The 26,545-nt window shown below is 61.0% G+C and carries 25 protein-coding genes and 7 pseudogenes; 11 read left to right on the top strand and 21 right to left on the bottom strand.

Annotated features, from left to right (window positions below):
• From tnpB (HB681_RS21910) to HB681_RS21900, 3 genes are all read left to right on the top strand, one after another.
• The coding region (tnpB, locus tag HB681_RS21910; protein ID WP_213956984.1) for an IS66 family insertion sequence element accessory protein TnpB at nucleotides 1-139 on the top strand (139 nt) is incomplete at its 5' end.
• Between the two features lie 107 nt (nucleotides 140-246).
• A complete protein-coding gene (locus HB681_RS21905) occupies nucleotides 247-1,809 on the top strand; it encodes an IS66 family transposase (protein WP_213956983.1) in 1,563 nt (520 codons plus the stop codon).
• 36 nt (nucleotides 1,810-1,845) lie between these two features.
• Nucleotides 1,846-2,373, top strand: a complete 528-nt coding sequence (locus HB681_RS21900) for a hypothetical protein (RefSeq protein ID WP_213956970.1) — start codon at nucleotides 1,846-1,848, stop codon at nucleotides 2,371-2,373.
• A gap of 15 nt (nucleotides 2,374-2,388) precedes the next feature.
• Here the strand turns inward: HB681_RS21900 and HB681_RS21895 are convergent, their stop codons facing one another.
• The 15 genes and pseudogenes from HB681_RS21895 to HB681_RS21830 all read right to left on the bottom strand — a co-directional run bounded on the left by HB681_RS21895 (nucleotide 2,389) and on the right by HB681_RS21830 (nucleotide 15,504).
• Nucleotides 2,389-2,697: a hypothetical protein gene (locus HB681_RS21895; RefSeq protein WP_256735039.1), complete on the bottom strand. Its 309-nt coding sequence runs from the start codon at nucleotides 2,695-2,697 to the stop codon at nucleotides 2,389-2,391.
• On the bottom strand, nucleotides 2,694-4,409 hold the full coding sequence (locus HB681_RS21890) for an IS66 family transposase (protein WP_213956969.1): 1,716 nt from the start codon (nucleotides 4,407-4,409) through the stop codon (nucleotides 2,694-2,696). The genes HB681_RS21895 and HB681_RS21890 overlap by 4 nt, the downstream gene beginning before the upstream one ends.
• 82 nt (nucleotides 4,410-4,491) lie before the next feature.
• A complete protein-coding gene (gene tnpB / locus HB681_RS21885) occupies nucleotides 4,492-4,830 on the bottom strand; it encodes an IS66 family insertion sequence element accessory protein TnpB (RefSeq protein ID WP_213956968.1) in 339 nt (112 codons plus the stop codon).
• Nucleotides 4,827-5,228 carry a transposase gene (locus HB681_RS21880; protein WP_345944720.1) on the bottom strand — a complete coding sequence of 134 codons (402 nt, stop codon included), beginning with the start codon at nucleotides 5,226-5,228 and terminating at the stop codon, nucleotides 4,827-4,829. The genes tnpB (HB681_RS21885) and HB681_RS21880 overlap by 4 nt, the downstream gene beginning before the upstream one ends.
• Before the next feature lie 54 nt (nucleotides 5,229-5,282).
• Entirely contained in the window at nucleotides 5,283-6,074 is a 792-nt protein-coding gene (locus tag HB681_RS21875; RefSeq protein WP_213956967.1) for a GSU2403 family nucleotidyltransferase fold protein, read from the bottom strand.
• Nucleotides 6,075-6,079: 5 nt separating this feature from the next.
• A complete protein-coding gene (locus tag HB681_RS21870; RefSeq protein WP_213956966.1) occupies nucleotides 6,080-7,216 on the bottom strand; it encodes a hypothetical protein in 1,137 nt (378 codons plus the stop codon).
• Nucleotides 7,217-7,587: 371 nt separating this feature from the next.
• Nucleotides 7,588-9,753: a DUF262 domain-containing protein gene (locus HB681_RS21865; RefSeq protein ID WP_213956965.1), complete on the bottom strand. Its 2,166-nt coding sequence runs from the start codon at nucleotides 9,751-9,753 to the stop codon at nucleotides 7,588-7,590.
• 762 nt (nucleotides 9,754-10,515) lie between these two features.
• Nucleotides 10,516-11,004 (bottom strand): hypothetical protein, encoded by a 489-nt coding sequence (locus tag HB681_RS21860; protein ID WP_213956964.1) that lies wholly within the window; start codon nucleotides 11,002-11,004, stop codon nucleotides 10,516-10,518.
• Nucleotides 11,005-11,399: 395 nt separating this feature from the next.
• Nucleotides 11,400-11,621, bottom strand: coding sequence for a Tn3 family transposase (locus tag HB681_RS21855; protein ID WP_213956963.1), 222 nt, complete (start codon nucleotides 11,619-11,621; stop codon nucleotides 11,400-11,402).
• Nucleotides 11,622-12,329, bottom strand: a complete 708-nt coding sequence (locus HB681_RS21850) for a hypothetical protein (RefSeq protein ID WP_213956962.1) — start codon at nucleotides 12,327-12,329, stop codon at nucleotides 11,622-11,624. It lies immediately after the preceding gene.
• 63 nt (nucleotides 12,330-12,392) lie between these two features.
• Nucleotides 12,393-12,578, bottom strand: coding sequence for a hypothetical protein (locus HB681_RS21845; protein WP_213956961.1), 186 nt, complete (start codon nucleotides 12,576-12,578; stop codon nucleotides 12,393-12,395).
• A 209-nt stretch (nucleotides 12,579-12,787) separates the two neighbouring features.
• Nucleotides 12,788-12,967, bottom strand: a pseudogene (locus HB681_RS38255) (hypothetical protein); the annotation flags it as partial.
• Between the two features lie 81 nt (nucleotides 12,968-13,048).
• A pseudogene (locus tag HB681_RS21840) lies at nucleotides 13,049-13,323 on the bottom strand (type I restriction enzyme endonuclease domain-containing protein); the annotation flags it as partial.
• Nucleotides 13,324-13,423: 100 nt separating this feature from the next.
• Entirely contained in the window at nucleotides 13,424-15,151 is a 1,728-nt protein-coding gene (locus HB681_RS21835) for a patatin-like phospholipase family protein (RefSeq protein ID WP_213956960.1), read from the bottom strand.
• A gap of 206 nt (nucleotides 15,152-15,357) precedes the next feature.
• A complete protein-coding gene (locus HB681_RS21830; protein WP_213956959.1) occupies nucleotides 15,358-15,504 on the bottom strand; it encodes a hypothetical protein in 147 nt (48 codons plus the stop codon).
• A 171-nt stretch (nucleotides 15,505-15,675) separates the two neighbouring features.
• Here HB681_RS21830 and HB681_RS38250 point away from each other — a divergent pair, with 171 nt between their 5' ends.
• From HB681_RS38250 to HB681_RS21820, 3 genes are all read left to right on the top strand, one after another.
• Nucleotides 15,676-15,807 carry a hypothetical protein gene (locus HB681_RS38250; protein ID WP_256735048.1) on the top strand — a complete coding sequence of 44 codons (132 nt, stop codon included), beginning with the start codon at nucleotides 15,676-15,678 and terminating at the stop codon, nucleotides 15,805-15,807.
• Between the two features lie 713 nt (nucleotides 15,808-16,520).
• Nucleotides 16,521-16,829, top strand: a complete 309-nt coding sequence (locus HB681_RS21825) for a hypothetical protein (protein WP_213956958.1) — start codon at nucleotides 16,521-16,523, stop codon at nucleotides 16,827-16,829.
• Between the two features lie 232 nt (nucleotides 16,830-17,061).
• Nucleotides 17,062-17,268: a hypothetical protein gene (locus HB681_RS21820; RefSeq protein WP_213956957.1), complete on the top strand. Its 207-nt coding sequence runs from the start codon at nucleotides 17,062-17,064 to the stop codon at nucleotides 17,266-17,268.
• Nucleotides 17,269-17,716: 448 nt separating this feature from the next.
• Here the strand turns inward: HB681_RS21820 and HB681_RS21815 are convergent, their stop codons facing one another.
• Both HB681_RS21815 and HB681_RS21810 read right to left on the bottom strand, forming a co-directional pair.
• Nucleotides 17,717-18,256, bottom strand: coding sequence for a hypothetical protein (locus tag HB681_RS21815; protein WP_213956956.1), 540 nt, complete (start codon nucleotides 18,254-18,256; stop codon nucleotides 17,717-17,719).
• Nucleotides 18,257-18,270: 14 nt separating this feature from the next.
• Nucleotides 18,271-18,840, bottom strand: a complete 570-nt coding sequence (locus tag HB681_RS21810) for a papain-like cysteine protease family protein (RefSeq protein ID WP_213956955.1) — start codon at nucleotides 18,838-18,840, stop codon at nucleotides 18,271-18,273.
• Between the two features lie 93 nt (nucleotides 18,841-18,933).
• On the opposite strand from HB681_RS21810, the gene HB681_RS21805 reads away from it, so the two are divergent.
• The gene (locus tag HB681_RS21805) at nucleotides 18,934-20,094 is read left to right on the top strand and encodes a hypothetical protein (protein ID WP_213956954.1); all 1,161 of its coding nucleotides are present in this window, start codon (nucleotides 18,934-18,936) and stop codon (nucleotides 20,092-20,094) included.
• Between the two features lie 220 nt (nucleotides 20,095-20,314).
• On the top strand, nucleotides 20,315-20,683 hold the full coding sequence (locus HB681_RS21800) for a helix-turn-helix domain-containing protein (protein ID WP_213956953.1): 369 nt from the start codon (nucleotides 20,315-20,317) through the stop codon (nucleotides 20,681-20,683).
• A gap of 53 nt (nucleotides 20,684-20,736) precedes the next feature.
• On the opposite strand, the pseudogene HB681_RS21795 reads toward HB681_RS21800, so the two are convergent.
• A pseudogene (locus HB681_RS21795) lies at nucleotides 20,737-20,940 on the bottom strand (transposase domain-containing protein); the annotation flags it as partial.
• A gap of 22 nt (nucleotides 20,941-20,962) precedes the next feature.
• Here HB681_RS21795 and HB681_RS21790 point away from each other — a divergent pair.
• Nucleotides 20,963-21,124, top strand: a pseudogene (locus HB681_RS21790) (transposase domain-containing protein); the annotation flags it as partial.
• Nucleotides 21,125-21,301: 177 nt separating this feature from the next.
• On the opposite strand, the pseudogene HB681_RS21785 reads toward HB681_RS21790, so the two are convergent.
• Nucleotides 21,302-21,412, bottom strand: a pseudogene (locus HB681_RS21785) (ATP-binding protein); the annotation flags it as partial.
• Between the two features lie 98 nt (nucleotides 21,413-21,510).
• On the opposite strand from HB681_RS21785, the pseudogene HB681_RS21780 reads away from it, so the two are divergent.
• A pseudogene (locus HB681_RS21780) lies at nucleotides 21,511-21,675 on the top strand (IS110 family transposase); the annotation flags it as partial.
• A 45-nt stretch (nucleotides 21,676-21,720) separates the two neighbouring features.
• Nucleotides 21,721-21,855: pseudogene (locus tag HB681_RS21775) on the top strand (IS5/IS1182 family transposase); the annotation flags it as partial.
• Nucleotides 21,856-22,050: 195 nt separating this feature from the next.
• On the opposite strand, the gene HB681_RS21770 reads toward HB681_RS21775, so the two are convergent.
• Together HB681_RS21770 and HB681_RS21765 are read right to left on the bottom strand one after the other, a co-directional pair.
• Complete coding sequence (locus HB681_RS21770; RefSeq protein WP_213956952.1) at nucleotides 22,051-22,839, bottom strand: hypothetical protein; 789 nt, start codon at nucleotides 22,837-22,839, stop codon at nucleotides 22,051-22,053.
• Nucleotides 22,840-22,877: 38 nt separating this feature from the next.
• Nucleotides 22,878-26,534 (bottom strand): DUF6519 domain-containing protein, encoded by a 3,657-nt coding sequence (locus HB681_RS21765; RefSeq protein WP_345944719.1) that lies wholly within the window; start codon nucleotides 26,532-26,534, stop codon nucleotides 22,878-22,880.
• Nucleotides 26,535-26,545 lie beyond the last annotated feature (11 nt).

The following is a 26,545-nucleotide window of genomic DNA, read 5'->3' as shown; positions in this document are numbered from 1 at the left end:
TCTCGAGCGAGGCCGGTTTGTCTGGCCACAGGCCACGTCCGGCAGCGTATCGCTCACGCCGGCGCAGCTCTCGATGCTGCTGGAGGGCATCGACTGGCGCATGCCGCTGCGCACACACGAGCCGTTGCTCGCTGCTTGACTTCACGCGCGTGCCGACAGCGGCACTACTGGATGAGAATTTCTCCAGAGTAGCACCGATGTTCGACGTGCCGCCGGCCGGGCACAGTAGATGTCGTGACGACGCCCATCAACGAGCCCACCACACCCCACACCGTTGAAGGTCTGCTGCGAGTGGTCGAGGAGCGAGACGCCGAAGTGGTGCTTCTCAAGCTGATGGTCGACAAGCTCAAGCTGCAGTTGCTGCGCAACCTTCGGGCGCGCTTCGGATCGTCCAGCGAGCAGCTCGATGACCCTCAAATCGCCCTGATTGAGGGTGAACCACTGTATGAACACGCGGCGCCGACGGCGAGTGCCAAATCCGATGCCGCCAACGCGCCGGAGATCGATCGCAAGCTGCCGGCCCACCTGCCGCGCGAGACCCAGATTTACCGGCCCCAGGCAACTTCCGATCACCATGACGCAAACGGTCAGGCCTGCGGTTGTACCGCCTGCGGTGGTCGCCTTCGCCTGATCGGACACGATGTCTCCGAACAGCTGGAGTTCGTGCCCTCGCGCTTCAAGGTGATCCGCCATGTGCGGCCTAAGCTCGCGTGCGTCGCTTGCGAAGCGATCTTCCAGGCCGGCGCACCGAGCCGGCCAATCGCGCGCGGCGTGGCCGGTCCTGGACTGCTGGCCAACGTGCTGGTGTCCAAGTATTGCGATCACATTCCACTGCATCGTCTGAGCCGCATCTATGGCCGCGACGGCGTCGTCATCGACCGCTCGACCATGGCGGGCTGGGTGGGCCAGAGCGAGAAGCTGTTCGACCCGCTGGTCACAGCGCTCGGACGCTACGTGCTCGCTGGGGAGAAGGTGCATGCCGATGACACGCCGGTAGCCGTGCTCGATCCCGGCCGCGGCCGTACCAAGACCGGTCGCCTGTGGGTCTACGTGCGAGACGACCGGCCGGCTGGCAACACAGAACCGCCGGCGGCCTGGTATCGCTACTCGCCCAACCGCAGAGGTGAGCATCCACAGGCACACCTTGCGAACTACAGCGGCGTCCTTCAAGCTGATGCCTACGGTGGGTACGGCAAGATCTATTCGAGCGGGCATGTTGTCGAAGCATCTTGCTGGGCCCACGCGCGTCGATCATTCTGGGATCTGCACGAGAGCCAGGGCTTTGCGCCGGGCTCGATCGCCGAGCAGGCCCTGCAGCGCATTGCCGCCCTGTACGCGATCGAAGCCCAAATCCGCGGGCGACCTCCTGACGTGAGACGCCAGGTGCGACAAGCGCGTGCAGGACCGTTGCTGGAAGATTTGCATGCCTGGTTCATCAGCACGCTGGGCAAGGTGTCGAGGAAGTCGGACTTGGCCAAGGCGATCGGCTATTCGCTGACACGCTGGAAATCGCTAACCCGCTATCGCGACGACGGTCGCATCGAGATTGATAACAACGCTGCCGAGCGTGCGTTGCGCGGCGTCGCCCTTGGAAGATCCAATTACCTCTTCATGGGCTCGGATGCCGGAGGCGAACGGGCGGCGGCGATCTACAGTCTGGTGGAATCGGCCAAGCTCAACGGGCTCGATCCGCAGGCGTACCTGCGCGACGTGCTCGCACGCATTGCCGAGCACCCCATTAACCGCATCGACGAGTTGCTGCCCTGGAACATCGGCGCCAACCACGTCGAGCAACGACTGGCGGCTTGAACAAGCAACTCGGCTGCGCAACGAAGGAAGACGAGAGTGACGCTGCAAGGCACCGACCCGCGGATGATCGAAGCCCTCGAGGAGGCGAGCAGCTTCCAGCTCTACCAGCTCAAGGCATTGATCGAGGGCATGCTGGCCGACCCGCGCCGTGGCATTGCCGCTCGTGCGAGCCTTCATCTTGGCCAGCCTGTGCAGTTCGTCGACTTCCGCGACGGGCAGACGCGCCGCAGCAAGATCATCGCCATGAGGGACACGCAGGCGACCGTGCTGGAGGAAGGCACCAAGCGAACCTGGAAGATCCCATGCCTGGCGATGCAGGGCTACCACGATGCAGGACGTCACGAAGAGCAAGGCGCCTATGAGCCACCGCCCGAGCCTGTCAGGGCGACAACCCACACGCGTGACCTCCAGCGCGGAGATACCGTGACGTTCAAAGATCGCGATGGGCGCAACATTACCGGCGTGATCGTGCGCATTAATCAGCGCACGGCCACCCTCGGCACCGGCGACGGCGCCACTTGGCGGGTGCCGTTCCATGTGCTGCGCCATGTGCTCGAGGTCTGAGCAGCGTCAACCTCTTCAACCAGATGGCGTCAAGAGGGCTTTGAGGCCCCGCTTACGCTGCAAGCAGGTTTCCTGGACGTCTTCAGAGATCGTTGGCAAGGCGCGCCCGCAGTGCTTCATGGCCTGGAAGGCGACCAGCAGAACGTGGATCGGCACCTCAAGCTGCAGCATGTCGACACCGTAGCGAGGCAACACGAGGATGGAGGCCAGCAGGTTCGGCTGCTGGACGTAGATTTCGTCAGCCAGCTCAACTTTCTGTTGCGCGCTCATGCGGTCGACGTCGATGTTCGCCCGGACCATCACGGCCTGCGTGAGCAAGGTCATGGTGCCGCGTCGGACGCTGGCTGCCATCGGTGCGGCAGCAAGTCATCGATCTGCCTGCTGCGCTGCGTCGGCAGGCGCTGCAGCACGTCGCGCAGGTAGGCCCAGGGGTCATGGCCGTTCAGGCGCGCCGATTGCACCAGGCTCATCACGATGGCGGCGCGCTGGCCGGCCAGTTCGCTGCCCACGAACATCCATGCCTTGCGGCCCATCGCCCAGGGTTTGATCTGACGCTCGAGGTGGTTGTTGTCGATGGCGACCGCGCCGTCGTCCAGGTGCCGCGTCAGCGCGGCCCAGTGCCCCAGCGTGTAGTCGATGGCCTTGGCCGTCGGGCCGCCGTCGGCCACCAGCCGGCGCTCCAGTTGTAGCCAGTGCTTGAGCTCTTCCCACAGCGGCTTGGCGAGCTGCTGGCGTTGCCCACGGCGCTCGTCATCGCTGAGCTCTTTGAGCTGTGCCTCGACCCCGTAGATGCGCGCGAAGCGACGCACCGCCTCCAGGCCCACCACGCTGGTGCCGTCGTGCGTCAACTCTTCGAAGTTGCGGCGTGCGTGCGCGGCGCAGGCTGCGCCCAAGCGGTCCGGATACAGCCGGGGATCGACCACGGTCTCGTAGGCGCTGTAGCGGTCGGTCAGCAACGTGCCCGACCATCGCCTGCCGTGTCTATCCCGGCCTCCCAGGAATGCCAACGGGTACTGCGCCCCGCGTCCCGGGCAGAACTCGTAAATCACACCAGGCACCTTGTCGTGCCAGCTTCTGGCGTAGGCCCAGACGTAGGCTCGGCGTGTCTTGCCCGCGCCCGGGTCCAGCAAGGCCACTGGCGTCTCGTCGGCGTGCAGCACGGCGCAACTGAGGATGAAGCGCCTGTGCGCCTCGTGCAGCGGCTCCAGCGCTGCACCTGCCTGGCCGGTGATTGACGCCAGCGTAGAGCGCGGTGTGTGCACGCCGCTGCGGGCGTTGATGGTCGCTTGCCGGTAGTACGGCATGTGGTCCACGAAGCGGCTGATCAGCGTGTGTGCGACAAAGCCGCTGGCAGCGATACCGCCTTCAATGACCTCCGCGACGCTGGGCGCCTGGCGCAGCACCTGGCAGCAGCGGCAGGCCCACTTGCCGTAGATGTGGCGATGTACGAAGAACTCGGCAGGCACGATGTCCAGCCGCTCGCTGACCTCCTCGCCGATGCGCGTCATCGGGCGTCCGCAGCCAGGTTCCTGGCAGTCGGTGCGCTCGGGCTCGTGATGGTGCTCCACACGGCGCAGGTGCGCGGGGAACGGGTTGCGGCGCGGCCGACGTGGGGGCGCCTTGGTCGTTGTGTCCGAGGCAGCTGCTGCGGCCGCGGCCGACGCGGCTTCACGCCGAAGCCGCTCGAGCTGCTCACGCAGACCCGCCTCATCCTCGGCCAGCGTCTCCTCGAACAAGCGGCGCTGCTCGGCATTCATGGCCTCGGACTTGGCGCCGAACTTCCAGCGCTTGAGCCTGGCCAGCTCGAAGGTGATCTTCTCGATCTTGGCCTCGCGCAGTGCGATCTCGCGGTCCTTGCGCTGCAGCAGCGCGTCGCGCTCGGCGAGCGCCTGGTCGCGTTGCGCAAGGACACGGCCATGCTCAGCCAGCTGCTGCTCCTGGTCTTGCAGCCGCTGGAGCAGCTGAGCAACCAGCGCAGCTGTCTCGGCGGACAGACCCGAAGGATTCGCTGCAGGAAGATCACGCGCGCCAAGCATGCGTTGTATGGTGCCAGTGCACGCCGATGCAAACATCGGCACATCCACTGTCAACGCGTGGAAGGCTGGTTGTGTCGGGGCCTCAGGCTCGCGTGATGACGCTCAGCTCGGGAAGGCGCTGCCACGGCAGGCCCAGGACCAACGCATCGAACTGCGCACGTGTGAGCGACAGCAAGGGCGTCGCGTTGGGCGTGCCCGGCCAGACGAAGCGCCCCGCGTTGAGCCGGCGCGCCGCGCACCACACGCCGAAGCCGTCGTGCACCAGCAGCTTGACGCGCGTGCCGCGGGCGTTCGCGAACAGGTAGCCATGGTGCGCCTGTGCTGCACCGAAGACTTGCACGACGCGCGCCAACAGGCGCTCGGCGCCGGCGCGCATGTCGATGGGATCGGCGGCCAGCCACATCGCGTCGATGCGGATCATCGAAGCAACTCGCGCATCCAGGCCGCGCACTCGCTGGCGGCGCTCGCCGGCCAGGTCACGGTGACCGCCATCGGCCCACGTCGCAGCTCGATGCGAACGTCCGGGACATGAGCCGGCTGCACTGGTGGCGGCAAGCTGACCGGGACGAACAATGTCTTGGCTTCTTGCGCCTTGGGGCCCTCGGCGGTTGTCGCGCTGCCGACGGTGGTTCCCGACTTCATCTCTGCCTCGCGAACCCATCGGCGCAGCAGATTCGCGTTGACGCCTTGGGCCATCGCCACCGCCGCCATCGACATGCCCGGCTGCATGCAACTGGCCACGGTGTTTGCCTTGAATTCGTCGCTGTGAATGCGACGCCGCCGGCGTGTGCCGGCTTGTTGATCGGAGATAGTGCTCACGTGTCCACCAAGAGTTGTTGATGGGGACTAGGCTCCTATGCTCCGAGCGGGCTTTCAAGATGGTCGGACTGGACGCTCACTTTGTTCCGGGGATAGGTTGCGATCCGCTGGGATGCGCGCGGCCTCGCGAACCATATCGTTGACTTCAGCGAATGTCTGCGCACTGAGCTTTTGCACTTCATCGGCCAAGCCCCCAAGCGCGGGCACGACACTTGCATGCCAGTGCGCATTGAATTCATCCAGCAGTGCGCCGAAGAGTTCGATTGTGTCGTAGATGTACAGCACGTCTTGGGCTCTTTTGTTGGCAGGTCGATATTGCTGGATCAGGAACTTCTGGACCATGAAGCACAGCGGGTTGGCCACGTGAACATCCGCCCGCGCCGGCAGGGGGACGCCTTCTTGCGGTCCAAGGCTGATCACCCAGGGATCCACCAGTAGGACGTCCAGATGTCGGATCTTCTGAGCCGAAATGCCTGCCTTCGTCATGGTCGCGTCGGCTTCGCCACTTCGTTTGCGACCGCTTCCCGCCAAAGGCGTCAGGAACTCCGCATAGAAGCCACCGACCTCGTCGCCAAGCGTGTAGTGCGCGGCCGGAGGTCGATGGTCGCCGCTCAATTCCTCCTGAAATCCATGCCCCATCAGCGCCTGCTTGATGTCGCCTTCAATGGGCTCCTTGTTGGCAAAGGCGAGGTCTGTGTCGCGAGTGAACACCGGTTGATAGCCCGGGCGATTTGCCCTCGGGTCCAGCCGGTGAAGGCGATGGCCCCACCCGCCAATGAAGATCAGTTGCTGGCGCCAGGGAGCCAGTGCCTGCACCAGCCTCGCGAAGGCCTCTAGATCGTTCATCTGCTTCAGCTTCCGACAATCGGCGAAAGAAATTTCTCGTAAATCAGGGCGGCTTGTTCGGCGCCCCGTGCAGGGTGGTGCATGACGTCAAGCCATATCTGGAGGACGTCGGTCACAATGAGCCCGTTCTGATTGATGGCCCCTCTGAACGTCGATTGCGGAAAAGATGCTTGCCGCAGTATCAGGTCCGGCCGCTCCGAATGAGCCATCAGCTCCGACCAGGCCGGAGCACCTACCTGAGGCAGCTTGCGGACGTAGACATACGGAGGCACGCCGCTGACGTGCCCGATTTTAAGTTCATCGGCAGCGGCGAAAAGCCCAAGGCAGGCATCTTCCCGATGCCTGCTCAACAGCCCTCGGATTTGCTGTGCGACGGGGACTCTGAGAAGAAAGCGGCATGGCATCTCCGGACATGAGCGCATCGCGGCAGCGCCCCAGCGGCGAAACAGTTCTTCGCGACGGACGAGTTTCAGATGGGAAGATGAATCGCTCAGATACCCCTGACTGCGCAGTTGCTGCAGGAATCGGGATGCGCTCATGGCGGATACCTGTGCAGCTTCGGCCAGGTCGGAGCCGTTGCGAAACTTCTTCCTCGGGGCATTCAGTAGGCCCTCGGGCAGCTCCCATGCCAGGAGGAGCTTCAGCATCCACTGATTGAGATCAGAGAAAAGGTTGATGGCCTGCTGTGGGTGAGCGGCGGCAGAGCGTCTGGATTCTTCCGGCAATCGGTTCAGGTCTTTGAATGCCGCACCACTGAAATATTGTTCGCCGCGTCCCGAGATGAGGCCGACAGGCACATCCCTCGAGAATTTCTGGGCAAACGAGTCCACGTGCCTCGCCAAAGCCGAGGATGCCTCTGGCACATAGACGATCGCCAAGGGGAGGACGTTGTTGAACTGTGCGGCTGCGGTCTGGGCTTTGAGAATCGCCATCGAGAGCATCGGCAGCACGCGGTCTGGGCGGCTTTCAGAGATCGCTTTGATTTCGACGATGAACCGTTGCTTCCCGCGCTGGATGATCAGGTCTGCGCCGTCTGGGGCGTGAGGCGGCACCTCCACGGACCATTTGTGGGACCGGAAGAAGTCGGCAACGTACTGCTCAGCAGGCGCTATGCGCCTGTTTGGCGACAGAGGAACTGGCATGTGTAGAGCTGGCTTGTTACCACGGCCATTTTAATTAACTTGGCCATGTTGTCAACCACGGCCATGTTATGAATGTGCTAGGTCGAGTAGTCGTATCCATTTTTCGATCCGTGTGCTTCGGGGCCGAAGACTCTCGAACTGGGGGGCGTCACGGAAGAGATCGCTGTGGCGGCCGGTCGAGAACTGACCCGTTTGCCGGTATTTCGCGGACCCATGGGCGAGCATTGGAAATCATTGCCAGCGCTGGGTTGCGAGGTGGCGGGAGGGGTCAGTGCAGTCTTCGTGTCGCGATAGAACCAGACCGGCAGCACCCTCCGGAGTATCAGCTCCTCCTGAGCAACGCCAAGGCGTTGCCAGAAGGATTCGCGACCTCAGGCGGGTAGCGTATCGGCCCAGCTCGACATGATGGTCGACTGCTCCTCGCGCAAGACTGGAGCAATCTTGTCGAACAGGGGTTCGAGCTTCCGCCCAAACCATGCGTAGGCTGCTGGCCATTCGGATTCTCTGATGCTGGGCAAATCAAGCTTAAGCGTCATCCAGCGCGGCTTCTTGTCGTCTGCAGGTCGGCCAAACTCCCAGACGTCGTCTACGGCTGCATCCAGATCATCCTTCTTGGACTGAATCGCATCCCAGACACCCAAGGCTGACCCGCGCCAATAGAAGACGATGACGGCAACTGACGATGGCTTGAACAGGTGTCGGATCTCAAAACCAATGTTCTTCACGCCCGACTGGAGCCTGATGGAGGCGTTCGTCTTTGCCTCGAACGGGACCAAGACAGGGTGCTGCTCAGCCAAGTAGTCGAGCAGGCCCGTCCAGAATCGTTCGCGCAGGACTTCACTGTCCTCACCAACAGCTGAAGGAGAGCTGCCCTGTTTCGCCGCCAACTTCGCCTCCTTGGGGCCGACCCATATGGCTGAGGCAGCCAAGGCCATGTCCTTGCCTCGCTGCTCGATCTCATCCTTCCCCCACTTGGCGTTGTCGCAGAGCTCGCGAGTGATCACGATGTTGCTGTTGACGTACTCCTTGCTCTTGCGCTCGAATGGGTGATTGAAGAGTTCCTGGTTGTAGGCGCTGAGCGTCAGATTGCCTGGCGTGTGAAGCCATTCGGCATGGATCGTTATTGCATCCGGGCCGAGGTCAGTAGCCCACAGGAAGCTGAGCGTTTGCGGCATCACGTGCTCAATCTGGGCGGCCTTCAGGTCTGCTGGCTCCTTGTGTTCGCGGGACCGCTCAAGCGACTCCAGGACGAACTTGGTGTAGCCCCTGACGTAGAGCGGGAAGTTCAGAAAGGAAGAGCGGAAGCGAGTTTCGTCAGGCCATCCACGATCAAGGAGGTAGGTTTCGAGGGAGGAAACCGTGTTTGCCGCCTTCGTGTCAATGGCACGAACGAACATCTGGCCGTAGCCGCGGGAGCTTTCCGAACAGATGAAGCGGCGCATGATGAAGCCGCTCAGCATGTTGATGCATTTGGCGAGCCCTGCATCGTCAATCACGCCTTCCGAACGCTTCTCGAAGAGCGAAAGGAGAAGAGGGTGGGTGGTCGAGCTTTCGAGCTCCTTGAGGCCAGCAAGAGCTTCGTTCACCGCTTCGCTGGCGTCCTTGGCCACGCCATTGATGATTTCGTGATGCCGGGAATGGAGCAGCAATTCGTCGACCAAATCGTTTGGGGAGAACTTGGTCGCCTCATACCTAGCTTCGAACTTCTCGAAGGTCGCGAACGGCTGGATGTAGCCAGACTCGATCATCATGACGTCGCGGAAGAACTTCGAGAAGGCGACATCGTCCAGTCGCCCGTCAGTGCCCGCAAACTTCACTTCCAGCTTCGACCAGCGGTCGGCGTCGAATTCGTCCTGATCATCCGGGCGCACGTGCATGAACACGAAATTGCGAATCAGGTCGGCCTGGCCGAGCGGAATGCCGGTGGAGTTCAGCGACTTGAAGATCGAATAGGCATTTTCAGCCTCGAGGGTTGCCGACATGAACGAAAGTCGCTGGAAGACCAGGTCATATAGGACCCGGAGACTCTGCGCGTCACCGTTTGCATACTGCCGGATGCGCTCTTCGAAGAATTCGAGGGCGTCGGCGATACGGCCGGATGGTTCGTCCTTCTTCGAAACAATGGCCACGAAGTTCTTCTGATCCTTGGCCTTCGGCAAAAGCTTGTACGAATCTAAGCCCTTCTCATAACGATGTACCAGGCAGCTGTCTTGCACCTGTTCGGCAAGTGTTGACTCAGCCAACTCGGCGGCGATGTTTCGCAGGGCTGCCATAAATATTGAACTTGTGGTGATGCGTTGCTGCCCATCGACCACATGAAACTTAGTGTGCTTGCCTGGCTGAGCCAAGCCGGACACCAGAACCAGGAAGCCCATAAAGTGGTTGCCAACCTTGGTTTCGCTCCGCAGCTCGATGATGCTGTCCCAGAGCTTTTGCCACTGCGGCCGATCCCATCGGTAGTTCCGCTGGAACACGGGGATGATGTACTGGCTGGGCGCCGAGAGGATCGCGCCGAGAGTCAGAATGTTTGATTGCATCCTCCGACTTTACGGGGAGGGGGCGAATTTGGTGCTGTTTGGATGCGACAAACTTCGGACTCGGGGAAATTTCACGCTTGGTCGAGGACGGCGCGCCGGTCGCTGGCGCTGCACATTGCTCGATGAATTGTGGAAGCTGATAAGCAAACATCTTGATTCCCGATGGTTCCTTGGTTATCAGGGGTTGCTGACCGGATGCGGAGGCGGATTCATCCGGTCGATGCATCGTTCCTTCTGCCTACCACAGTTTTCAGGTTCTTCCGCAATTGATGTAACGGCCGCCCTTCCTTCAATTGCCCCCCAAGGGGTGATCTCAGTTTCGGTGTATTCTGTGGCGGTTAACCCTCGCGTAAGCCCGGTCCTCGCTTGAGAACTGGCCTTGTCACGCAGTACGCCTCGATTCAATGGTCATCTGTCTGCAACCCTTTGATTTCAATCGGGAAAGTCGGAGCAAGCGCCACAAAATGCACCGAAACCGAGATCGCCTCTCCTTACGGATGTTGGCGGGGCGCAGCCGCAGGCGCTTTCGACCCCGGACGATCCGTGTACCTGGTCGAGGTTCGAAAGCGGGCTGCGCAGGGCCGCTAGGCGGGTCCGCAGGGGGCATGCGGCGTCGCGTTCTCGGCGCGGGTCGCCTCGATATCGGGGGGGCGAGTTGGACGCCGAGTTGATAGATCAAGCGGCGGGCGGAAATCCACGGCATTTCATCGCGGACTGCCTGGAGGCCTCCGCAGCCCTAAGGTGCCGCTGCTCGCTTGGTGATCAGAGTCCAGAACGCAACACATGCCATACCAACAACTCAATCGCCGATACAAGAAGGAGTAAAGCGGATTTTGGAATAAATCCTCTCCATACGTACATGGCTTCAAACCGCCGCTGCTGATCAGCACAACTGTCAGCAACCGCAAATTCACTGTGGAGATCTGTTCTTGAAAAATCCGCTCCGACAAAAAGCAATATCGAGGAATCTGTTCCGACTACTTGCGACTCCATTTTGAGCGCTATATACAAAAATGGCGCAGCGTAGCGTTGCTTGATCATTATGTCAACAACGAGCAAACCAATTGGCGCAGCAGCAGCCAGCAAGAACAACGCTGGCTGCTTGTATTGCACCCCAAATCCAGTCAAGGTGATAACGGCAAAAAAAATGAACGTAAAGATGGCTAGACGAGCTTTGTAAATCTCTACGAATCTGTCACCACAAATCTTGGCGTATTCAAGCTTTTCTTTCGGAGTTAGCAACGGGAGCATGGTCGTGGGTCACATTCCTAGATGGGGTGATCTCGGTTTCGGTGCATTCTGTGGCGCTTGGTCCGACTTTCCCGATGGAAATCAATAGGTTGCAGGCAGGTCATCGCTAAACCTTGGCGCACGCATGACAAATCCAGTTCTCAAGCGAGCACCGGGCTCCCGCGCCCCCAGTGGCGCGCAAGGGCAGGGAGTCTCGTTGAAGTTGGGCTACCTGCGGCCCCGAGCGTAACGGATGGGCCTAGCTGTCAGTGGCAATCCAATAATCGCCAAGGTTAAATGCACACATCCAAGTGCGCACGATCAGGCGATCCTGCTCACGGCGCCGCTTCACCGAGATCGTGGACGACTGAATAACGATGAACCCTTCACTCGCGTGCGTCCGTGATCGTCCACGATCACCTTGAAACACCGTCCGCGATCACGCTGAAATCCGCGTCCACGATCGCTGAAATGCGCATCGGGATCATCGCCGCGACGCCCTTGGCATCGATCTCCGTACCGTGCGCAAGCAAGCCCGCATAGCACGCCAGCAGTTCATCAGTAGTCGCCGCCTTGTGGCCCAGCAGCGCCTCACCGAAATCTGTATTCGCATCGAGTTCGAGCAGGATGTCCGGCAACTACTGTTCGCCGATCGTCTCGAAGATCGCTCTGCCGGTGCGCTTGGGGATGACCTCGTCGTCAAGTGCTTCAAGGGCCGGCAAATGCAAGCCGCCGCTCGCATCGATGGTGAGTTTGCCGTCCGACAGCGCGTCGGCAACACTGGCAAGGCCGGCGCGGACGTTGGCAAGCAATGGGTCGAGCAGGGCGTCCTCGGAGGGCTGCGCTAACATCGCGACGTATGGGTCACGATCGAGCTTCCAGTCGGCCGCGGGGATCAGCGTGCGGTCGCGATCGCGGAAAGTCGCCGTGTGGTCGAGCCACACGGAGCCGCGGCGCAGCGCCTTTCGCATCGCCGTCATCGTGCAAGCTTCATAAGCTCGGAAGGCACGATGGCGATCCGGATCGGCGACGAGGTCGCTCCATGCGCTACTCACGTGTGGCTGCTGTTCTGCATCGGGGAGGGCGGTCACCCCACGTTCGCGCAGGGCTCGCCATGTCTGCCATTGCCTGAGTGCAGGTTCGGCGGCATCTCCCTCGAAGTCGAGGTCGCGCAGGCCGCCGAGAAGCGAACGGACGCCGCCGGGCTCGTCCGTCAACGAGCGGCGCATCAGCGCTGCAGCGCTGTAGGTGGAGGCGCCGATTTCTTCAGGAACCATCTGTTCGATGGCCGCCAGCCGTTGCTCGGGGGTGAGCGCGAAGTTCCTGAGCGTTTCCTTGACAGACACAAAGCGGGGCGATCTCGGTTTCGGTGCAAATTGTGGCGCTTGAGAAGACTTCTCGATTGCAAATCAAGGAGTTAGAGCGATCGCGTCTTTCAGATCTACAGCGAGGCCCGCATCGGGTGACTCTCCAGCGAACTGCAGGCTGTCGCCATCGCTAACCGCCACAAATTGCACCGAAACCGAGATCGCCCCAACGACCGCTTCTAATGTCTCGATGAATCGTAGTGCGTCGGGCGGAATGTCTTCGATCATGGCGCGGAGTATCGGGGCACGTTGCAATTATCAAGCGCGCCGATGTGACGCGGCAGATCGCGGCTAAAGCGGGGCAATCGGCGCGCGAATGCCCGAAGTCACTCAACAGCGCCAGGTTGGACGTAACCGGGCAATAAACCACGCCCTTCCTTCGAGCGCGACCAAGTGTGATGTTACGTACCCATGTACAGAAACGTGGGCACGTACTGTCAGAGTTGATTTCGGATTTGGCCAGGCGCTTGGTGATCGGGCACAAGCGCGATGGTCGCAGCATCAGGTCCGGGTCCCAGCGTCCCGCCGCTCCGGCTCCGCATGCGCCATCGCAGCCGCTCGCGGCTGTTGACGAGATGGATGCGCATAGCCGCGCGTGCCGCTTCCGGGTCGCGCCGCCGCCGCTGCGCGGTCTGGCCGACCCGCAGCATGGAGAAGCGGCTCACCGACATCGCTCAGGCCCAAAGCTTTGCCACGCCCGCCGCCTCGCGGAATTTCTTGGCCATCTGGATTAGTTCTTCCATCACGCGAGCGGCTTCGATGGGTCGGTTTGATACCGCTGCACGACGTTTGCCAGCATGTCCGAGAACTTCTTTTTCTGAACGACGTTACTTGCGAACCGGCTCTTGATCTCACCTTCCGGCAGCTCGGGCAGGTTGCGCACCTCCGCGAGCAAAGCATCGTCGAGGATGCCGATGTTCGGCTTATCCAGGCCCACCGCATCCAACACATCGACGACCTGAAGTGTTTGCGTCCACGCTCGCGCTCTCACCCCAAGAAGGCAAGCAAGAAGTCTCGAGAGGGAAGGACCTAAACGCGAAGCTTGATGTACATATGAAATCCTTAAGCGAATTTTAGCTTAGGACGTGCAACAGGTCTACCGCCCAAGATTCCCCGGCGCCGGGAGGAAGGATGGGAACGTCTCTGGCGACCCATCCGACGCCTTTCATACCCGGCAACCGCGCCTCGTCAAGGCATTCGTGCCTTTCGAGTTGTCGCGCAGAACCACGAGATCCTCGAGGCGTCATGGTTATATCGAACTCCTCCGGAACATAGGCGATTAGTCGAACTTCGTCAATATTTCCACCTGGACGGCGCGGCGTATATTCGATTTCATCAACACCTGTTTTGGCTAGGGGTTCAAAAAAATTGCTTCCGTATTCCACATATTCCAACTCGTAGGGCCCGGTATTGGGAGGCAAAGGAGGGTCGAAGAAAACGCACAGATCCCTACTAGAGAAATGATCTTTTGTTCTCATGGGAATCGCAATTGTATCAATGGGTCGCCCGGAAATATTAATCTTATGACGTCGCATATTAGGATCCAAAAGATCGCTAACTTGCGCGTCGATGATTCCTATCGCCAAGCTTGATACTTCATTATTGCAAGTAGAGAATCGCAGTATGAGTTCGGCCGTATCAATCTGAGTAACGCGTATGTCATCTTGACTCTTCAACGAATTGGCAAAAACCGAAAACACCACGGAATGGTATTTGATAGGCCTGATCATTTCAATTCGCTGGTACGCCAAACCCAATTGATTCAGAAGAAACTCAGCAGTTGCATTCGTTTCACTCCAAGGATTGACAGCGAGTTGTTTCAAATCTTTTTTTCTGGAGCGCAGAAATGTACTGAGCCAATCCGCAGCATCTCTCTTCATTAGTTCGTAGTAGTCACCGAGGCCCGTTTCCAAAGCGCGTTTGAACTCAAAAGTCGCAAACCGGGACGAAATTTCAAAGACTTGGCTTTGAGGCAAACCCTGGCGAGCCTTTGATTCGGCACGGGAGATTGCAGTATCAAGAATTGCCAGTACAAACTCTTTTAAGCTACTCGGAGCAACTGTATTTGGAGGGCTAAACGCAATGGCTAGCACAGGCCCCAATTCTTCTTGCTTATCAACCAACAGATCAACGGGAAGGTTTTCGGCAATACCTCCGTCGACTAAACTAGTCGGGGAGCCATCTTTGCTCCAAACACGAAAAAAGAAAGGCAATCCACAAGAGTTTAAAATCTGCTCGATAACGTTTGTGTTTGTATGGGCAGTGACTAGCGCGCGACTTCCCAAGTTCGTGGCGGGAATCAGAAGTTGAATGTTATCAATGCTCTCTACATCGTTAATCGAATAACTCCTATTGACATCAGGGAACTGATTCCTTAGCCAATTCGCGAGGTGAGTCATGCTCCTTAAGGGAGTTCCCTTATAGCATTGATAGAGTTCATAGGTCGTCGGCTTCCTGCCATAGTAATTCGCCAGTTCAGCGCCTACTTCAGTAAGACTGCCATCTTTGCGAATAATTGATCCACGCACGCTAGCGATGTCAATATCTGCCGCAATGAGCGTGGCGACAATCGATCCGGCGGAAGTCCCTGCAACTCGTGTTACCTGGATCTCACCAAGTCGATGCGCAGCTTGGATAACTTCTGCGACAGCGAGAAGTAGGACGAGCTTGGCACCCCCACCTTGGAAAGCTACTTGAATACGTGTACTCATACTTTTTCCTTGGCTTGCAGCGAAAGGACGAAAGTGCACTAAGGGAGTAATTTCGTCAACCCCTTTCCTTGGGTTGAGCTTGCTCGGCAAGGGTTCTGATTCAAAGATTTGCCTGAAGTGACGTCCCAGGCAGGGGTAATCGTACTTTCGATGGAGTTTGATACGGTCGGGGCAAGAATCCCTGTGCACGACAACCTCTTGCGGTCCTCATCTCTGCGCGAAAACTGGCCTGCCTAAGTTGTTGATATTGAAAGCGAACTTTCTCGCAAACGTATCAATCCGCACGATTAGTACGATTACCCCAGCTTGAGGCTGTCGCTGCGGCGTCGCGCAAGCAACTCGTGCTCGGCGCGACTGAAGCTGAAAAACGCCTGCAACTCGAACTCGCTGAGCTCGCCCGGAATGTCGCGCAGGCCCAAGTACGACGTCTGCCAGCCTTGCATGGCCGCGCTCCTTGACGATTTGGGGGCCGGGCACGATACGCCGCAGCGAAGTGAACAGCAATGCTCGCGAAATCAACGACTTACCCGCACACCCCCACGTCGTTGCTAGCGATCCGATGCGTCACTTTTGACACCGAAAACAAATCGCCCCCTATACGTCCGGCCAACGTCGTGGCTGTGGCGTTGGCGCACAAGCTGGTGCGCACCGCCTGGGCGCTGGTCGCCCACGGGCGCAGCTATGACAACCAGTGGCACTCGGTGCCACCCGAACGCCAGACCGCGCAAGCGATGGCCACCCCATGAACGCGGCTCAGTCCGCAACGAGTGTGGCCGAGTGAGGTTCAGGAATGATGGCAAAGCGGTTGGACCGTGGGTCGGTAGGCGCTCCTCGGATACGCACTGTGCGGAACCCGACGCTGAGATGAGCTCCGACCTCGCGAATCACCATCAGGGCCAGCAGCAGGCCCGAGCCTGTCTGCACCAAATGGCCGGATATAAGACCACAGTCAATCCGCCACGTCAGCATTCCAACACCTGCTTGCCACATGGGAGGCGTCCAGCGCAGCGCAGAGCGCTACGCGCCTGAATACCGGAACGACTTGACACAGCCCGGGACGGATTGCGCGCTGTGGGGCCGCCCGAGCCCGTTGGCGAGGCGGCAGGCTCAGACAGCCTCGCCGCAGTTGAGTAAGTGCATTGAGAGAGGACCTCGGGTTTCGTGCATTGCGAACTAGAAGCGACGAAGCCGCCAATTAGCTGCTTGAGTGCGGCATGTGGCCGACAAGCGCCCAAATCCCTATTAACTCCGTTCACGCCAGACAGCCGCCTCCTTTCGCAACGAACAAGCGATCTACAGAGGCTATCGCATTGCGCTCGCGTGGGCGACGCGTGGGTAATAACCTCAATGCACATTCACTCTCAAAGGAGATCTTCAAACCACCTAACCTTCCTCTGTTGCTCTTGGTGCCAAACACCAATGAACATTTCTTTTACGACGGACATTAAAGGAATACACCATGGCTAACATCAGCGAAGTGGCGGAGAGCTTCCGCCAATGGAAATTCATGACGACGACCCCCGCAACGTTGGTCCTACCCAAGGAAAAGTTTGACGGGCTTCCGGACCGAAACTTTTCTTTGAAAAACGACAATGCAAAAAAATACCTGCAGTACGAGAGTCAAACTTTCGGCATCAATTTGGGCTGGACAGACAATGCAAGTCCGACTACCGCTGAAAAAGTAGCAAAATTCTTCCTTAACAGGCCGGGCACAGACGCCTCACGACCCGAGTGTCAAGCCATAGGGGGAGCATCGGAGCTCTTCTGAAGAAATCGGTGGCGTGCATGACCCATGCGAAGAACGCAACGCACGCAGCCATCAAGAGCGTCGCAAGGGTGAGCGCGATCTAACCGGTGACGCTAACGAACAAGGGCTCTCCGAAGTCCAGCGGTCCGTCAAACGCTGGTTCTGATTGCCAGCCAACACCGGCTTGGAGTGGTGCGAGGTCTAAAAGCCCGTGATCTTGGTACACCGCTGACCAAAAGGCCTGTGCGCCCTCATGTCGTGCACCTACGCTAAATCGCAGGGCCACGTTGTCCATGGTTTGATTTCGATCGTGGCTGAGCAAAGCGCCCTGTGCGCCCATGTCAAAACCATTCAAGAAAAGCCGCATGGGCTTGCCTTTGGCGTCGGCGATCGCGGCGTCGTAATCAGCCTGATCGACTACGACAATAATGTCGCTTGGCCCCTCGAGGATGTTCAGTGATTTGCCGCGGAAGCAATCGGTTGGGTCGTAAGAGGTGGGCGGAACGCTCGAATTGAAGAGTTTGAGCCAAAGGGCGTAGACCGACGCGAAAGTGGGGGACTGGTCCGCATAGGCGCACTTGATTTTGTAAGTCGGGGATGCAGGTGTCGCAGCTGCACATGCGAGGCAGCAAAGCATGGCACCCGAGACCAGGCTTCGGCGAAGCCAAAACAAACAGGGAGGCGGTCATGACACCCCTTTGATCGTTGTTGTCGGCGACGGCCGCGTGAGTGGCGGGCTGACCGGTCGTCGCGATGCTAAAGGGTCACGTTGGCGGTGTGCATCCTCAATTGCTATGAGGCCTGGCGCGAAATACGAGCAGTCAAACTCCCCTGCACCCTTTTGGGTGCATCTGGTTCAGCGGATTGCCGACCGCAAGCGACGAATGTCACGCGGATGTGACTATGCGTCAGTTTGTGAGCCTGCGTCGCTCGAAAATTTCCGTGTGCCGCTGGACCACGAATTTGGTCAAGTCTTGCTTGGTCAGTGGTTGGTTCTGATCGGCTTGCATCGCGTGTGAGTGGGACACGATGAAGCGTTGATCTTTGCCAAAAAGCCAAATGACATGTGCATGAAGCCGTGGAAGAACGAGAAGGCGCAGTTCCCTCGAGTCGGCGGTCGTACTATCGCACTGAGTCAGGGCGCGGTGCAGATGGGTTGCGGCGGTTTCGTAATGAAGACTGAGGAGCACAAGCTTGCCGTTTGTCGCTTGCTTGAGGTCTGCGGTTGCGAGAGGCTTATCGCCTTCCATGAGCAAGTAGCGCCAGCCTACTCTTTTGGGATTTTTGAAGTTGCCTGGATGAGCGACATCGCCCGTGTAAAGCGGGATGGGGCCGCGGGCCTCAACAGTTTTGTTGCCAAGTTTGCTTGAAGCCAGGTGCGAAGTTCGGATGACAAGAGAAAGCTGCTCTTTCAACGCAGCATGTGCGGCTTCGGGAGTGGGTTTCATCTCGAGCCTCGCGGTCAGGTCAGATAGTAGTGGGACAAGAAGCCGCCAGCGCTTCGATAGTTCGACGTCAGCGCAGCGAGCGATGTGCTTCCAAGCCCCACCGCGGGATCAGGGTCGCCGACATCAACCCAGATCCCTTGATCGCCTGTGTCGTAGATGCCGAAGACAGAAATGAAGTGGGCGGAGTTTGTGGTGCCCCAGACGATGCGCACACCAATGGGGCGCTGGTGCTGCAATTGGTTGGTGATGTCCGGTGCGCCCAGTGGGGCGGCATACACGTAAGTTGCGACGCCGGCTTTGGCAAGCGCCGTCTGTAGTTCGGCGGTGCTGTTGCAGCCCCCTGGGGTGTCACAGCAGGTAGCCAGATTGAGCACCGAACTGGCCAACTGGCATTGCGTCGTTCCAGTGCCGATGCCGTAGAAGGAGGTGATGGCGAGAGCTACGGCGGACCAGCACCATTCATTTTGTTCCTGGCTTGCGATCGAGAAGGACGAAAGCATTAGGGAGGGTTGCCCGCCATCGGCAGTGGGGTCTGGACTGGTCAGATCCAGGGAGGCGGTGGGTAGAGAGTCAAGGGCTGACATATGGTCCTTCACTATCAAGTCGCAAGACATCGTTGTGTCTGCGGTGGAAAGCGAGGATAGTCGCGGACAGGAGAAGTGAAAAGGAGAATAGGAATGCACGCCTTCCGTTTCATGGTCCCGGTGGCTTTGTTGACGACGCTTTGGGGTTGTGCTGCTCCCACAGTGCAGTACACCAAGCTGCAGCCTGGTGCCGCGGGCCAAACCACTTCGAATCAGCCGCTAAACCCTCAGGGTTGGCAGAAGTTCAGATTCGCGCATTCGACGCTGGTGATTGCGCAAGACACGGGTGGGGTGTCGGCATCGGCAGTTCTCATTGACTCGCCGCTGGACGTTTACTACACGGCTCACGGGTCGAGCTCGACATGGGGCGTCAAGACGGACATCGGATTCAAGTACAAGACGAACACGCAACTATTGGATACGGCGGACGTGTCGATGCAGGACAACCGAATCAAACTGATCGATAGTGCCGCCTCGATTGCGACGACAGTGCTTCCGTTGCTTGGGGGCAGTGGGCCAGGTGTGGCGCCAGCAGCCTTTCCGATGCGAATGGTGATGGACGACTATCTGGCGCCGCAGAGTCCGAGTGGGTGCACTGACGATCTGAATTCAGTGCGGACCTGCGAGAAGATCCCTGGACCAAATGCTTCAACGATTTCCTTGACCATCTATCCGGCGGCGCCTGACGCAATTTCAATTGACGCATTCGACGCTGGACATCTGAACACGAACGAGTCTGTGCTGTACTACGCTTCATGCCGGGACGTCGTAGTGAACCTCACTCCCGGACCCGCGCCTGCATCTACCTCTGACACTGCGACCACGCCAGCCGCAGCGCAGATGGCCAAGGATCAGCAGGCGCCGACAAAGACAGCCAAGGGCGCTGCGCCGGCGAATGGTTCGCCAAACAAACATCCTCCGCCAGTCCCTCCGGTTGGCGCACAGGCGCCGGTGGCAACGTCGACGACAGATCAGACGCAAGCGCAGTCAGGTCCAGTAAAAGGGTTTACGTCAACGGTTCGCGTTGCAGATGCGAGATACCTAGAGGCGATAGGATTGCCGGCCAAGGGCGTCGTCTCGTTCCGCAATGATTGTGGGGCTGAGGTGTCCAGTCAGGCGCCGGGAATCTCAAGCAGTACTGAAGTGGCGGCCGAGGTGGTCAAGCAGGCTAAGGCCGTTTATGACGCCGAGACGGCGGCAAAAGCAGCCAAGGCTAAAGCGGCAGCGGCTGCGAAGCCGCCGGCCAAGCCGTAGACGTCTTGAGCCCCCGTCCTGCAAGACGGCGCGCTGCTCAATTCACAACGCTATAGCAGCAAGGTCGGCTCGAGCGAAGCGTCGGCCACAAGCATCGAGCCGCAGTGTTTGCACTTGATGGCTTCTGATCGAATGCTCTCCGTAAGCGGCCAGCCAACACACGTTGAAGTCGAGGGATCGGTTCGCGAGGATGGTGTGCATCTAAGTTAGATGGACATCTATGGATTTCAGGAAGCTTCCCCGTCGTCGCCACAGCGCGGAATTGAAGAGTGCCGTCGTGACCGCATGCAAGGCCCCTGGCGCCTCTGTCGCGGCCATCGCGCAAGCGCACGGGTTGAACGCCAATCTCGTGCACCGGTGGCTACGGCGTGCGGCCGGCGTGGCGAGCGCGACCAGTCCAAAGGTGGTCGGAGAATTCGTTGCGTTGCCGTTGCCAACGGCGCTGTCAGCACCGCGCCCAACTGAGGCCGTAGCGCCCTTGCCGGACATCCGCATCGAGCTGCGCCGCGGCGCGACGACCGTCACCGTGAGTTGGCCGCTGGCCGGCGCCAGCGATTGCGGCCAGTGGCTGCACCAGTGGCTGAAGTGAAGGCCGCGCTGGGTAAGCGTCCGGCGAACACGTCTTGACGACGGCCAGCTCGATCAACTCGAAGTGATGGCCGGCTGCCAGCGATGTGGCAGCAACTCCTGGACGCGGCTTGCGGGCTGCGTGGGCAAGCGCTCGAGCACGTCCTTCAGGTAGGCATACGGATCGTGCCCGTTGAGCCGCGCCGAGTGCACGAGGCTCATGACCGCAGCGGCACGTTTGCCGGCACGCAGGCTCCCGGCGAACAACCAGTTGTTCCTCTCATGCATAAATGAGCATGAACGCAAAAACTGGTTGTTCGCCGGCAGTCTGGTCGCGGGCCAGCGTGCGGCCGCGATCACGAGCCTTATCCAGTCGGCCAAGCTCAACGGCCTTGATCCCTATGCATACCTGAGGGACGTGCTCACGCGCCTGCCAACGCACAAGGCCCGCGACATCGACTAACTGCTGCCGCACCTCTGGCGCCCGGGCGGTAGCGCCGCATAACGTCGGCGCAAGTGCCGGGCTGCGTGTGTTCGCTGGCCCCTTACTGCTCTCCGCGCAGAAAGAGCAATCCTCATGGATGAGGCGCCGAGCAACGCGCGCCGGTCTTGCCGCCGGCGTTGCCCTTCTTGCTGCCTGGCCAGCCTTGCGCTTGTCCTTCAGACGGTAGCTCTCGCCCGCGATCTGCACGATGTGCGCGTGGTGCAGCAATCGATCGAGCATCGCCGCCGTCAACGTCTGATCGTCGGCGTGAAGTAATGGAATGGACGCCCCCACCTATCGCGGCATTGGATATGCCAAAGTTGAAGCGTTACTCAACCGCCTGAACCACTGAAGGAGCATCCGTCATGAAGATTGCGACTGTTTGTATCGATTTGGCAAAGAACGTGCTGCAAATCCACGGCGTGGACCAGAGCGGGAAGGCCGTGCTCAAGAAGCAGCTCAAGCGTAATCAGGTCCTCGAGTTCTTCGCCAACATGGAGCAGTGCCTGATTGGCATGGAAGCGTGCGCCGTGAGTGTCCGAGAGTCCCCGTCGTTGCCTGACGTCTTCGCGGTGGTCAAACGGCTGTGGGGCTTCGACAAGGTTCGCTATCGCGGACTGGCGAAGAACGCGACCCGGGCATTTGTGACGCTGGCGATGGCCAACATCTATCTCGCGAGGCAACCACTGTTGGCACAAGTGCGTGCATAGCGAACCAGGAGCGGGCAAATGGCCCGTAGCCAGAGTCCGAACGGACCGATTTGTCTCTAATTGCGCACCACAATCGACCAAAGTCCGGCGTGGTCGTCGGATTTCATGTCACTGATAGACCCGCATCACTGTTCAACGAAAAGCATGGCTTGATCAGCCTTGCCCTAGTACTGGTTCTCGTATGACTCGCCCCAGTCATCCGCCGCCGGGCGATCCGCCAGGCTTGATCGGCGGAATGGCGACGGCCCGCACCTCGTCCGGCGGATCGCCGATCGGCTTGCCGCCGGGCGCCAGCACGATGCTTCGGTAGCTCGCCTTGCCCGGAGACGGCATGAACGGCGAGGATGCCAAATGCACGGGCTGCGCGTTCATATCCGCGACGGCGACGAACAAGTCATCGCTGGACGCGGGCGCTGCGTCCTTTCGTCTTGACCGGCTCGCAGTGACGCGCGGCGACCCGGCGTCGTCCGCCACGTCCTGGCCATCGTCCGGGCCCGTCTGGCGCAGCAGGAAATACCCGCTTTGGTCTGTGTAGGCATAGCCATGTGCGCCGACGTAGCGGTTCTGATCGTCGACAAGGTAAACAGTCTGCCGGATCCGCGGCGAGAACGAGGCGTCGTAGACGCGACCGTGCAACACCCAGCCGTTGGCGGGCACCGACGGCGCGGGCGTGGCTATCTGCTGCTGCACCATCTGTAAACGGCCGACGGCCGTCGCCGTCGCCGCCACCAGGGCCTGCGACGCACTCGCTGGCGCTGACTGCGCGCCGAGCCGCGCCACGGCATCGGTAGCACTGCGCTGCTGATGGGCGAGCCGCGCCTGCTGGACCCGGACCAGGCTGTCGATGCGGTCCAGCGCGGCAGCATCGACCACGCCAACGACGGACGAAGCGAATCCCAGGGGATCGTCGCTTGCAGCGGACCTGCCGCCGGCGGTTGATCGCGGCAAGGCCCCCGCGGCGCGCGAAGACGAAGTGGCGTTCATGGCGAGATCCTTCGAAGAAAGAAGTTGACGGTATGTGATCAGCCCTGCCTGATGTACTGTTCCTGCAGCGCCTCGCAGAACTTGCCCGTTGCCCAGTCAAGGTTCTGAGCGCGTATGAGGTGGACCGGGCCCTTCGCAAGCAGGCAGGCGGTGGAGACGTTGTTCGTCGTGACATTCAACAGGCCGAAGGTCATGCCTGACACGGCCCCTGTCCCCAGGACTTCCTGAAGCCGGTTGCCGCACACTTGCGTCGTCACGCCGAAGGCGAACAGGTCCAGGTCGACGCCTCCCGGCAGGCCGTCGACCCAGCAGCGATTGTTGGCGACGGTGACGTGGTCCAGCGTGAAGATGAGTACCGAGACCAAGCCGTTGCGCCCGTTCGCACGCGTCTCCAGCTCGCAGACGTTGTCGGTGAACAGCACATTGCCGTCCGACGAGGCCGCGTCCGAGCCGTCGCCCCGCTTCGACGCGCCGGCGGCCGTCGTTTCCCAGACGCCGCTGAACTGCTCGAGCTCTGCCTGTTCGAGCGACAACGCCAGGTTCACAATGCTCACCGTAAGCGCGAGTTCCGCGTCCGGCGTCCCGACGGTGCCGCCCGAGGCGAAGTGGTTGCCCGTGATCTCGAACGATCCCGAACCCGTCACCTGGAAGGCTGGCCCGAGTGCCGTTCGCACCAGGTTGCCCTGCACCATCAACGACGGCAGCGTCGGCTTGAACACCGGCACTGGCTGCGCCCTGTTCGCGCCAGAGAATGTCGTCGGGTTGAATGCCCCCTTTGACGGATCCGCCGCGAAGCTGGATGGCGTCGCGATATTGATGACGATCCCTCCCCGCAACGGGTTGCCGGTACTCGCGTCCTGCACATAGGCGTGGTTCCAGTCGCGTGTCTCCTGCATCTGGTTGCGGCCGATGATCGCCTGCTCGGCGTGCAGCACGTAGATCCCGCACACCAGCGCGGCGCCGGGCGTCGGCCCGAAATCGGTGATGACGTTGTCGAGGATGTGCACGCCCTGGACATCGGGCAGCGCGATCGCACCGTAACCGATGTCGGTCACGATCTTGGTGGTCGGACGAGGTGTCGCGCGCATCGTCGACGTGATGAAGTTGCCGACGATGGACAGACGCTCAACCGTGACGACCTCGCTGGCGCCGAACCCCGCCGGCCCGATGCCGCACAGGCCCACCCCACGCAGCCGATTGCGCATGATGCGGATGTCGCGCAGCGGAGGCCCTGCGACGACCGAGAAGCGGTCACGGTCCGACCCGACGCTCGGCGGCCACTCCAGCGTGACGTGGTCGTCGCACGGATCGATCGTCGTGACGACGATACCCGGCGGCCGACGCGGACCATTGCCCTTCACGTCGATGAGGCGCGCACTGCCCAGCGTGATCGCGTTGCCTCGACCGTCCTCCACCAGGTTGTCGGCGACGAGCACGCCGACCGAACCGCCGGCGACCTGGATGCCGCCCTGGGTCATGGCGACATCCGCGCCCGGGAGGCTACGGGCCGCGGCGGCCGGCGCGGCGTGTGTGTCGGTTGCGGCCTCGGCCCGGGCGAGTTTCACCGCGGCGGACTGATCTCCGACGAGAAAGTCCGGCATCCATCGGATCGCCCCGGGCGTGCCGACGATGCCCACCCAGTTGCGCTCGACGCCCATCTCGCGGCCCGCCACGTAGACGGCGGGCCACTGGCTCCGGATGTCCGCCATCGCCACGCGGCATTGCTCGATACGCAGAACTTCCACCTGGAACACCGCGACAGCCGGCAGCGTGGAGGCGACCATGTCGAGGTCGAGCACGGCGACGTCGATGTTGCCGCGAGCGCGAGACTCGGCGAGCGAGGCGGCGACTGGCGCCTTCACCGAGACCGTCGGCGCAGCCGGCGGCGCAGCAGTGTCAAGCAGCACGCCCACCTCGTCGCGCGCAGCCAGCACGCAGAAGTCGCGCAGTTCGATGTGCTGCGAATCGATCACGGTGAGCACCGCCGCGAGCTGGGACAGGCCCGCGCCGGCCGCCGCGACGGCACCCGTCTTGGCGGCGGCCGATGCGAGGCGCGTCTGATGGCCACAGCCGGTGATGACGATGTCGTGCATGCCCTTCACCACGACGTCCTCGAAGTACTGCCCGGCGAGGATGCGCACCTCCCCGCCCGAAGCCTGCAGCGTCTTGAGCGCGGCGTTGATCGACGTGTACTCGCCGACGCTGTTCGTGCCGTCGCCCACCGTCACGGCGCAGCAACCGCACCCGCCGCTGCCAGCGTGCGGCCAGGGCGTCCGGCAGTCGGGATTGCTCGGGGGATTGAAGCTGACGATGCCGAGCTTGGCGTAATGGTGATGCGGCCCGAGTGGCGGCGCCTTGGCCAGCGTATCGACCTGCCCCGTCGCCGTGCGCGCCGCGAAGGACCAGAAGTCGCCCGAGCCGAACTGGCCGCTCGCGGTTGCCGACGTATCGAGGTCGAACGCCACCGTGACGCCCGACTCGAGCACCAGCGTCGTGCCCGGCGCCGGCACCGGAATCACCCCTCGGCTCGTCGGCGCGTCGAGATCCCACCAGACGGTCGCGAGGTCGGACAGGTAGACCTTGCCTGATTGATCCCAACGGATGATGCGCGTGCAGTCCTGCGGCACCAACGGCGTCCCGGCGGCGAATGGCGCCGCCGTCGGGAGAGTCAGCGTGATCGTGCGGCTCGACGCGTCGACCTGGTCGATCTGGCACATTTCACCGGGCAAGCCATTGCGCTGGAGCGCCTCGTTGGTCAGCTCGATCCAGTTGCCCGGCAGGAAGCCGAGCACCTGGTCGCGACCGACGCTGGTGACGGTCAGCACGGCAGTCGGCGTACCGAGCGTGCTCGAGCCCTGGGTGATCGCGGTGACCGCGGTCTGCACCGATCCGTTCTCGCGCGACCACTTGAAGGTCGCGCCCGCCGGCGTCGCAACGGCATTGCCGACGCCCGCGCCCCAGATCTCGACGCGATAGAGCTGGTTCTCGACGCCCGAATAGCCGTTCGAATCGCCGAGGCAGCAGGGGCCGGATGCGGCGTTCGGCACCGTTCCCGTCGTGAGCCGGCCGGCGCTCGGCTTCGGGAACACCTTCGCGTCGGACGTGCCGCAGACGATCGCCGAGCCGCCGTTCGCACCGGACGCGTCCATCAGCCGCACCTGCCAGACTGTCTGCAACCGGCCCGCGGTATCGACGGCGATCGCCGGGTCGACGAGATCCGCGTCCTGCAGGAAATTGACCGGGCGCGTCCAGACGTCGAGGTAGGCGAGCAGCGGTCCGTTGCCGGACAGCAGCGATACGTCCGCGTACAGCTGGTCCTTGTAGTCGATCGTCGCGGCCACCTGGGGCGCAGGCTGCGGCGAGCCGGAGAGTTCGGCCAGCGCCGGATCCCAGACAGCGTTCTTGCGCAGACCGTGGTTCTCGACAAGGAGCCCGTCCACGTACATGCGTCCGCAACCGATCGTGAGGCTGTTGACGCCTCCGGCGACGATCGCGGTGACCTGGAACGCGGCCGGCGTGGTCTGCGGCACGACCGTGCCGCCCAGGATGTCCAGCGTCCCGGCCTGGACCCGGCGCAGCGAACTCGCCAGCCATTCGTTCCAGTCCGCGTCGGTCTGCACCCGGCCCTGCTCGACGACGACGCCCTGGTAGTCCTTCCAGGGATCGAAGGTATTGCGACTGAGATCGAAGGTCACGGCAGGCTCCT

The sequence above is a fragment of the Variovorax sp. dw_954 genome, from assembly GCF_018449755.1.
GTDB lineage: Bacteria > Pseudomonadota > Gammaproteobacteria > Burkholderiales > Burkholderiaceae_C > Variovorax.
Note: the sequence above shows the minus strand (reverse complement) of the source record. Positions and strands in the feature narration are given on the sequence as shown.

What these genes read in the sequence shown, in the direction of transcription:
- HB681_RS21810 (WP_213956955.1), bottom strand. Translation starts at nt 18,840, where the DNA reads ATGTCAGCCCTTGACTCTCTACCCACCGCCTCCCTGGATCTGACCAGT.
- HB681_RS21815 (WP_213956956.1), bottom strand. Translation starts at nt 18,256, where the DNA reads ATGAAACCCACTCCCGAAGCCGCACATGCTGCGTTGAAAGAGCAGCTT.
- HB681_RS21890 (WP_213956969.1), bottom strand. Translation starts at nt 4,409, where the DNA reads ATGCTTGGCGCGCGTGATCTTCCTGCAGCGAATCCTTCGGGTCTGTCC.
- HB681_RS21800 (WP_213956953.1), top strand. Translation starts at nt 20,315, where the DNA reads ATGGATTTCAGGAAGCTTCCCCGTCGTCGCCACAGCGCGGAATTGAAG.
- HB681_RS21860 (WP_213956964.1), bottom strand. Translation starts at nt 11,004, where the DNA reads ATGCTCCCGTTGCTAACTCCGAAAGAAAAGCTTGAATACGCCAAGATT.
- HB681_RS21870 (WP_213956966.1), bottom strand. Translation starts at nt 7,216, where the DNA reads ATGCCAGTTCCTCTGTCGCCAAACAGGCGCATAGCGCCTGCTGAGCAG.
- HB681_RS21820 (WP_213956957.1), top strand. Translation starts at nt 17,062, where the DNA reads ATGTCGTGCACCTACGCTAAATCGCAGGGCCACGTTGTCCATGGTTTG.
- HB681_RS21770 (WP_213956952.1), bottom strand. Translation starts at nt 22,839, where the DNA reads ATGAACGCCACTTCGTCTTCGCGCGCCGCGGGGGCCTTGCCGCGATCA.
- HB681_RS21805 (WP_213956954.1), top strand. Translation starts at nt 18,934, where the DNA reads ATGCACGCCTTCCGTTTCATGGTCCCGGTGGCTTTGTTGACGACGCTT.
- HB681_RS21875 (WP_213956967.1), bottom strand. Translation starts at nt 6,074, where the DNA reads ATGAACGATCTAGAGGCCTTCGCGAGGCTGGTGCAGGCACTGGCTCCC.
- HB681_RS21825 (WP_213956958.1), top strand. Translation starts at nt 16,521, where the DNA reads ATGGCTAACATCAGCGAAGTGGCGGAGAGCTTCCGCCAATGGAAATTC.
- tnpB (WP_213956968.1), bottom strand. Translation starts at nt 4,830, where the DNA reads ATGATCCGCATCGACGCGATGTGGCTGGCCGCCGATCCCATCGACATG.
- HB681_RS21830 (WP_213956959.1), bottom strand. Translation starts at nt 15,504, where the DNA reads ATGCAAGGCTGGCAGACGTCGTACTTGGGCCTGCGCGACATTCCGGGC.
- HB681_RS21865 (WP_213956965.1), bottom strand. Translation starts at nt 9,753, where the DNA reads ATGCAATCAAACATTCTGACTCTCGGCGCGATCCTCTCGGCGCCCAGC.
- HB681_RS21845 (WP_213956961.1), bottom strand. Translation starts at nt 12,578, where the DNA reads ATGATCGAAGACATTCCGCCCGACGCACTACGATTCATCGAGACATTA.
- HB681_RS21895 (WP_256735039.1), bottom strand. Translation starts at nt 2,697, where the DNA reads ATGACCTTGCTCACGCAGGCCGTGATGGTCCGGGCGAACATCGACGTC.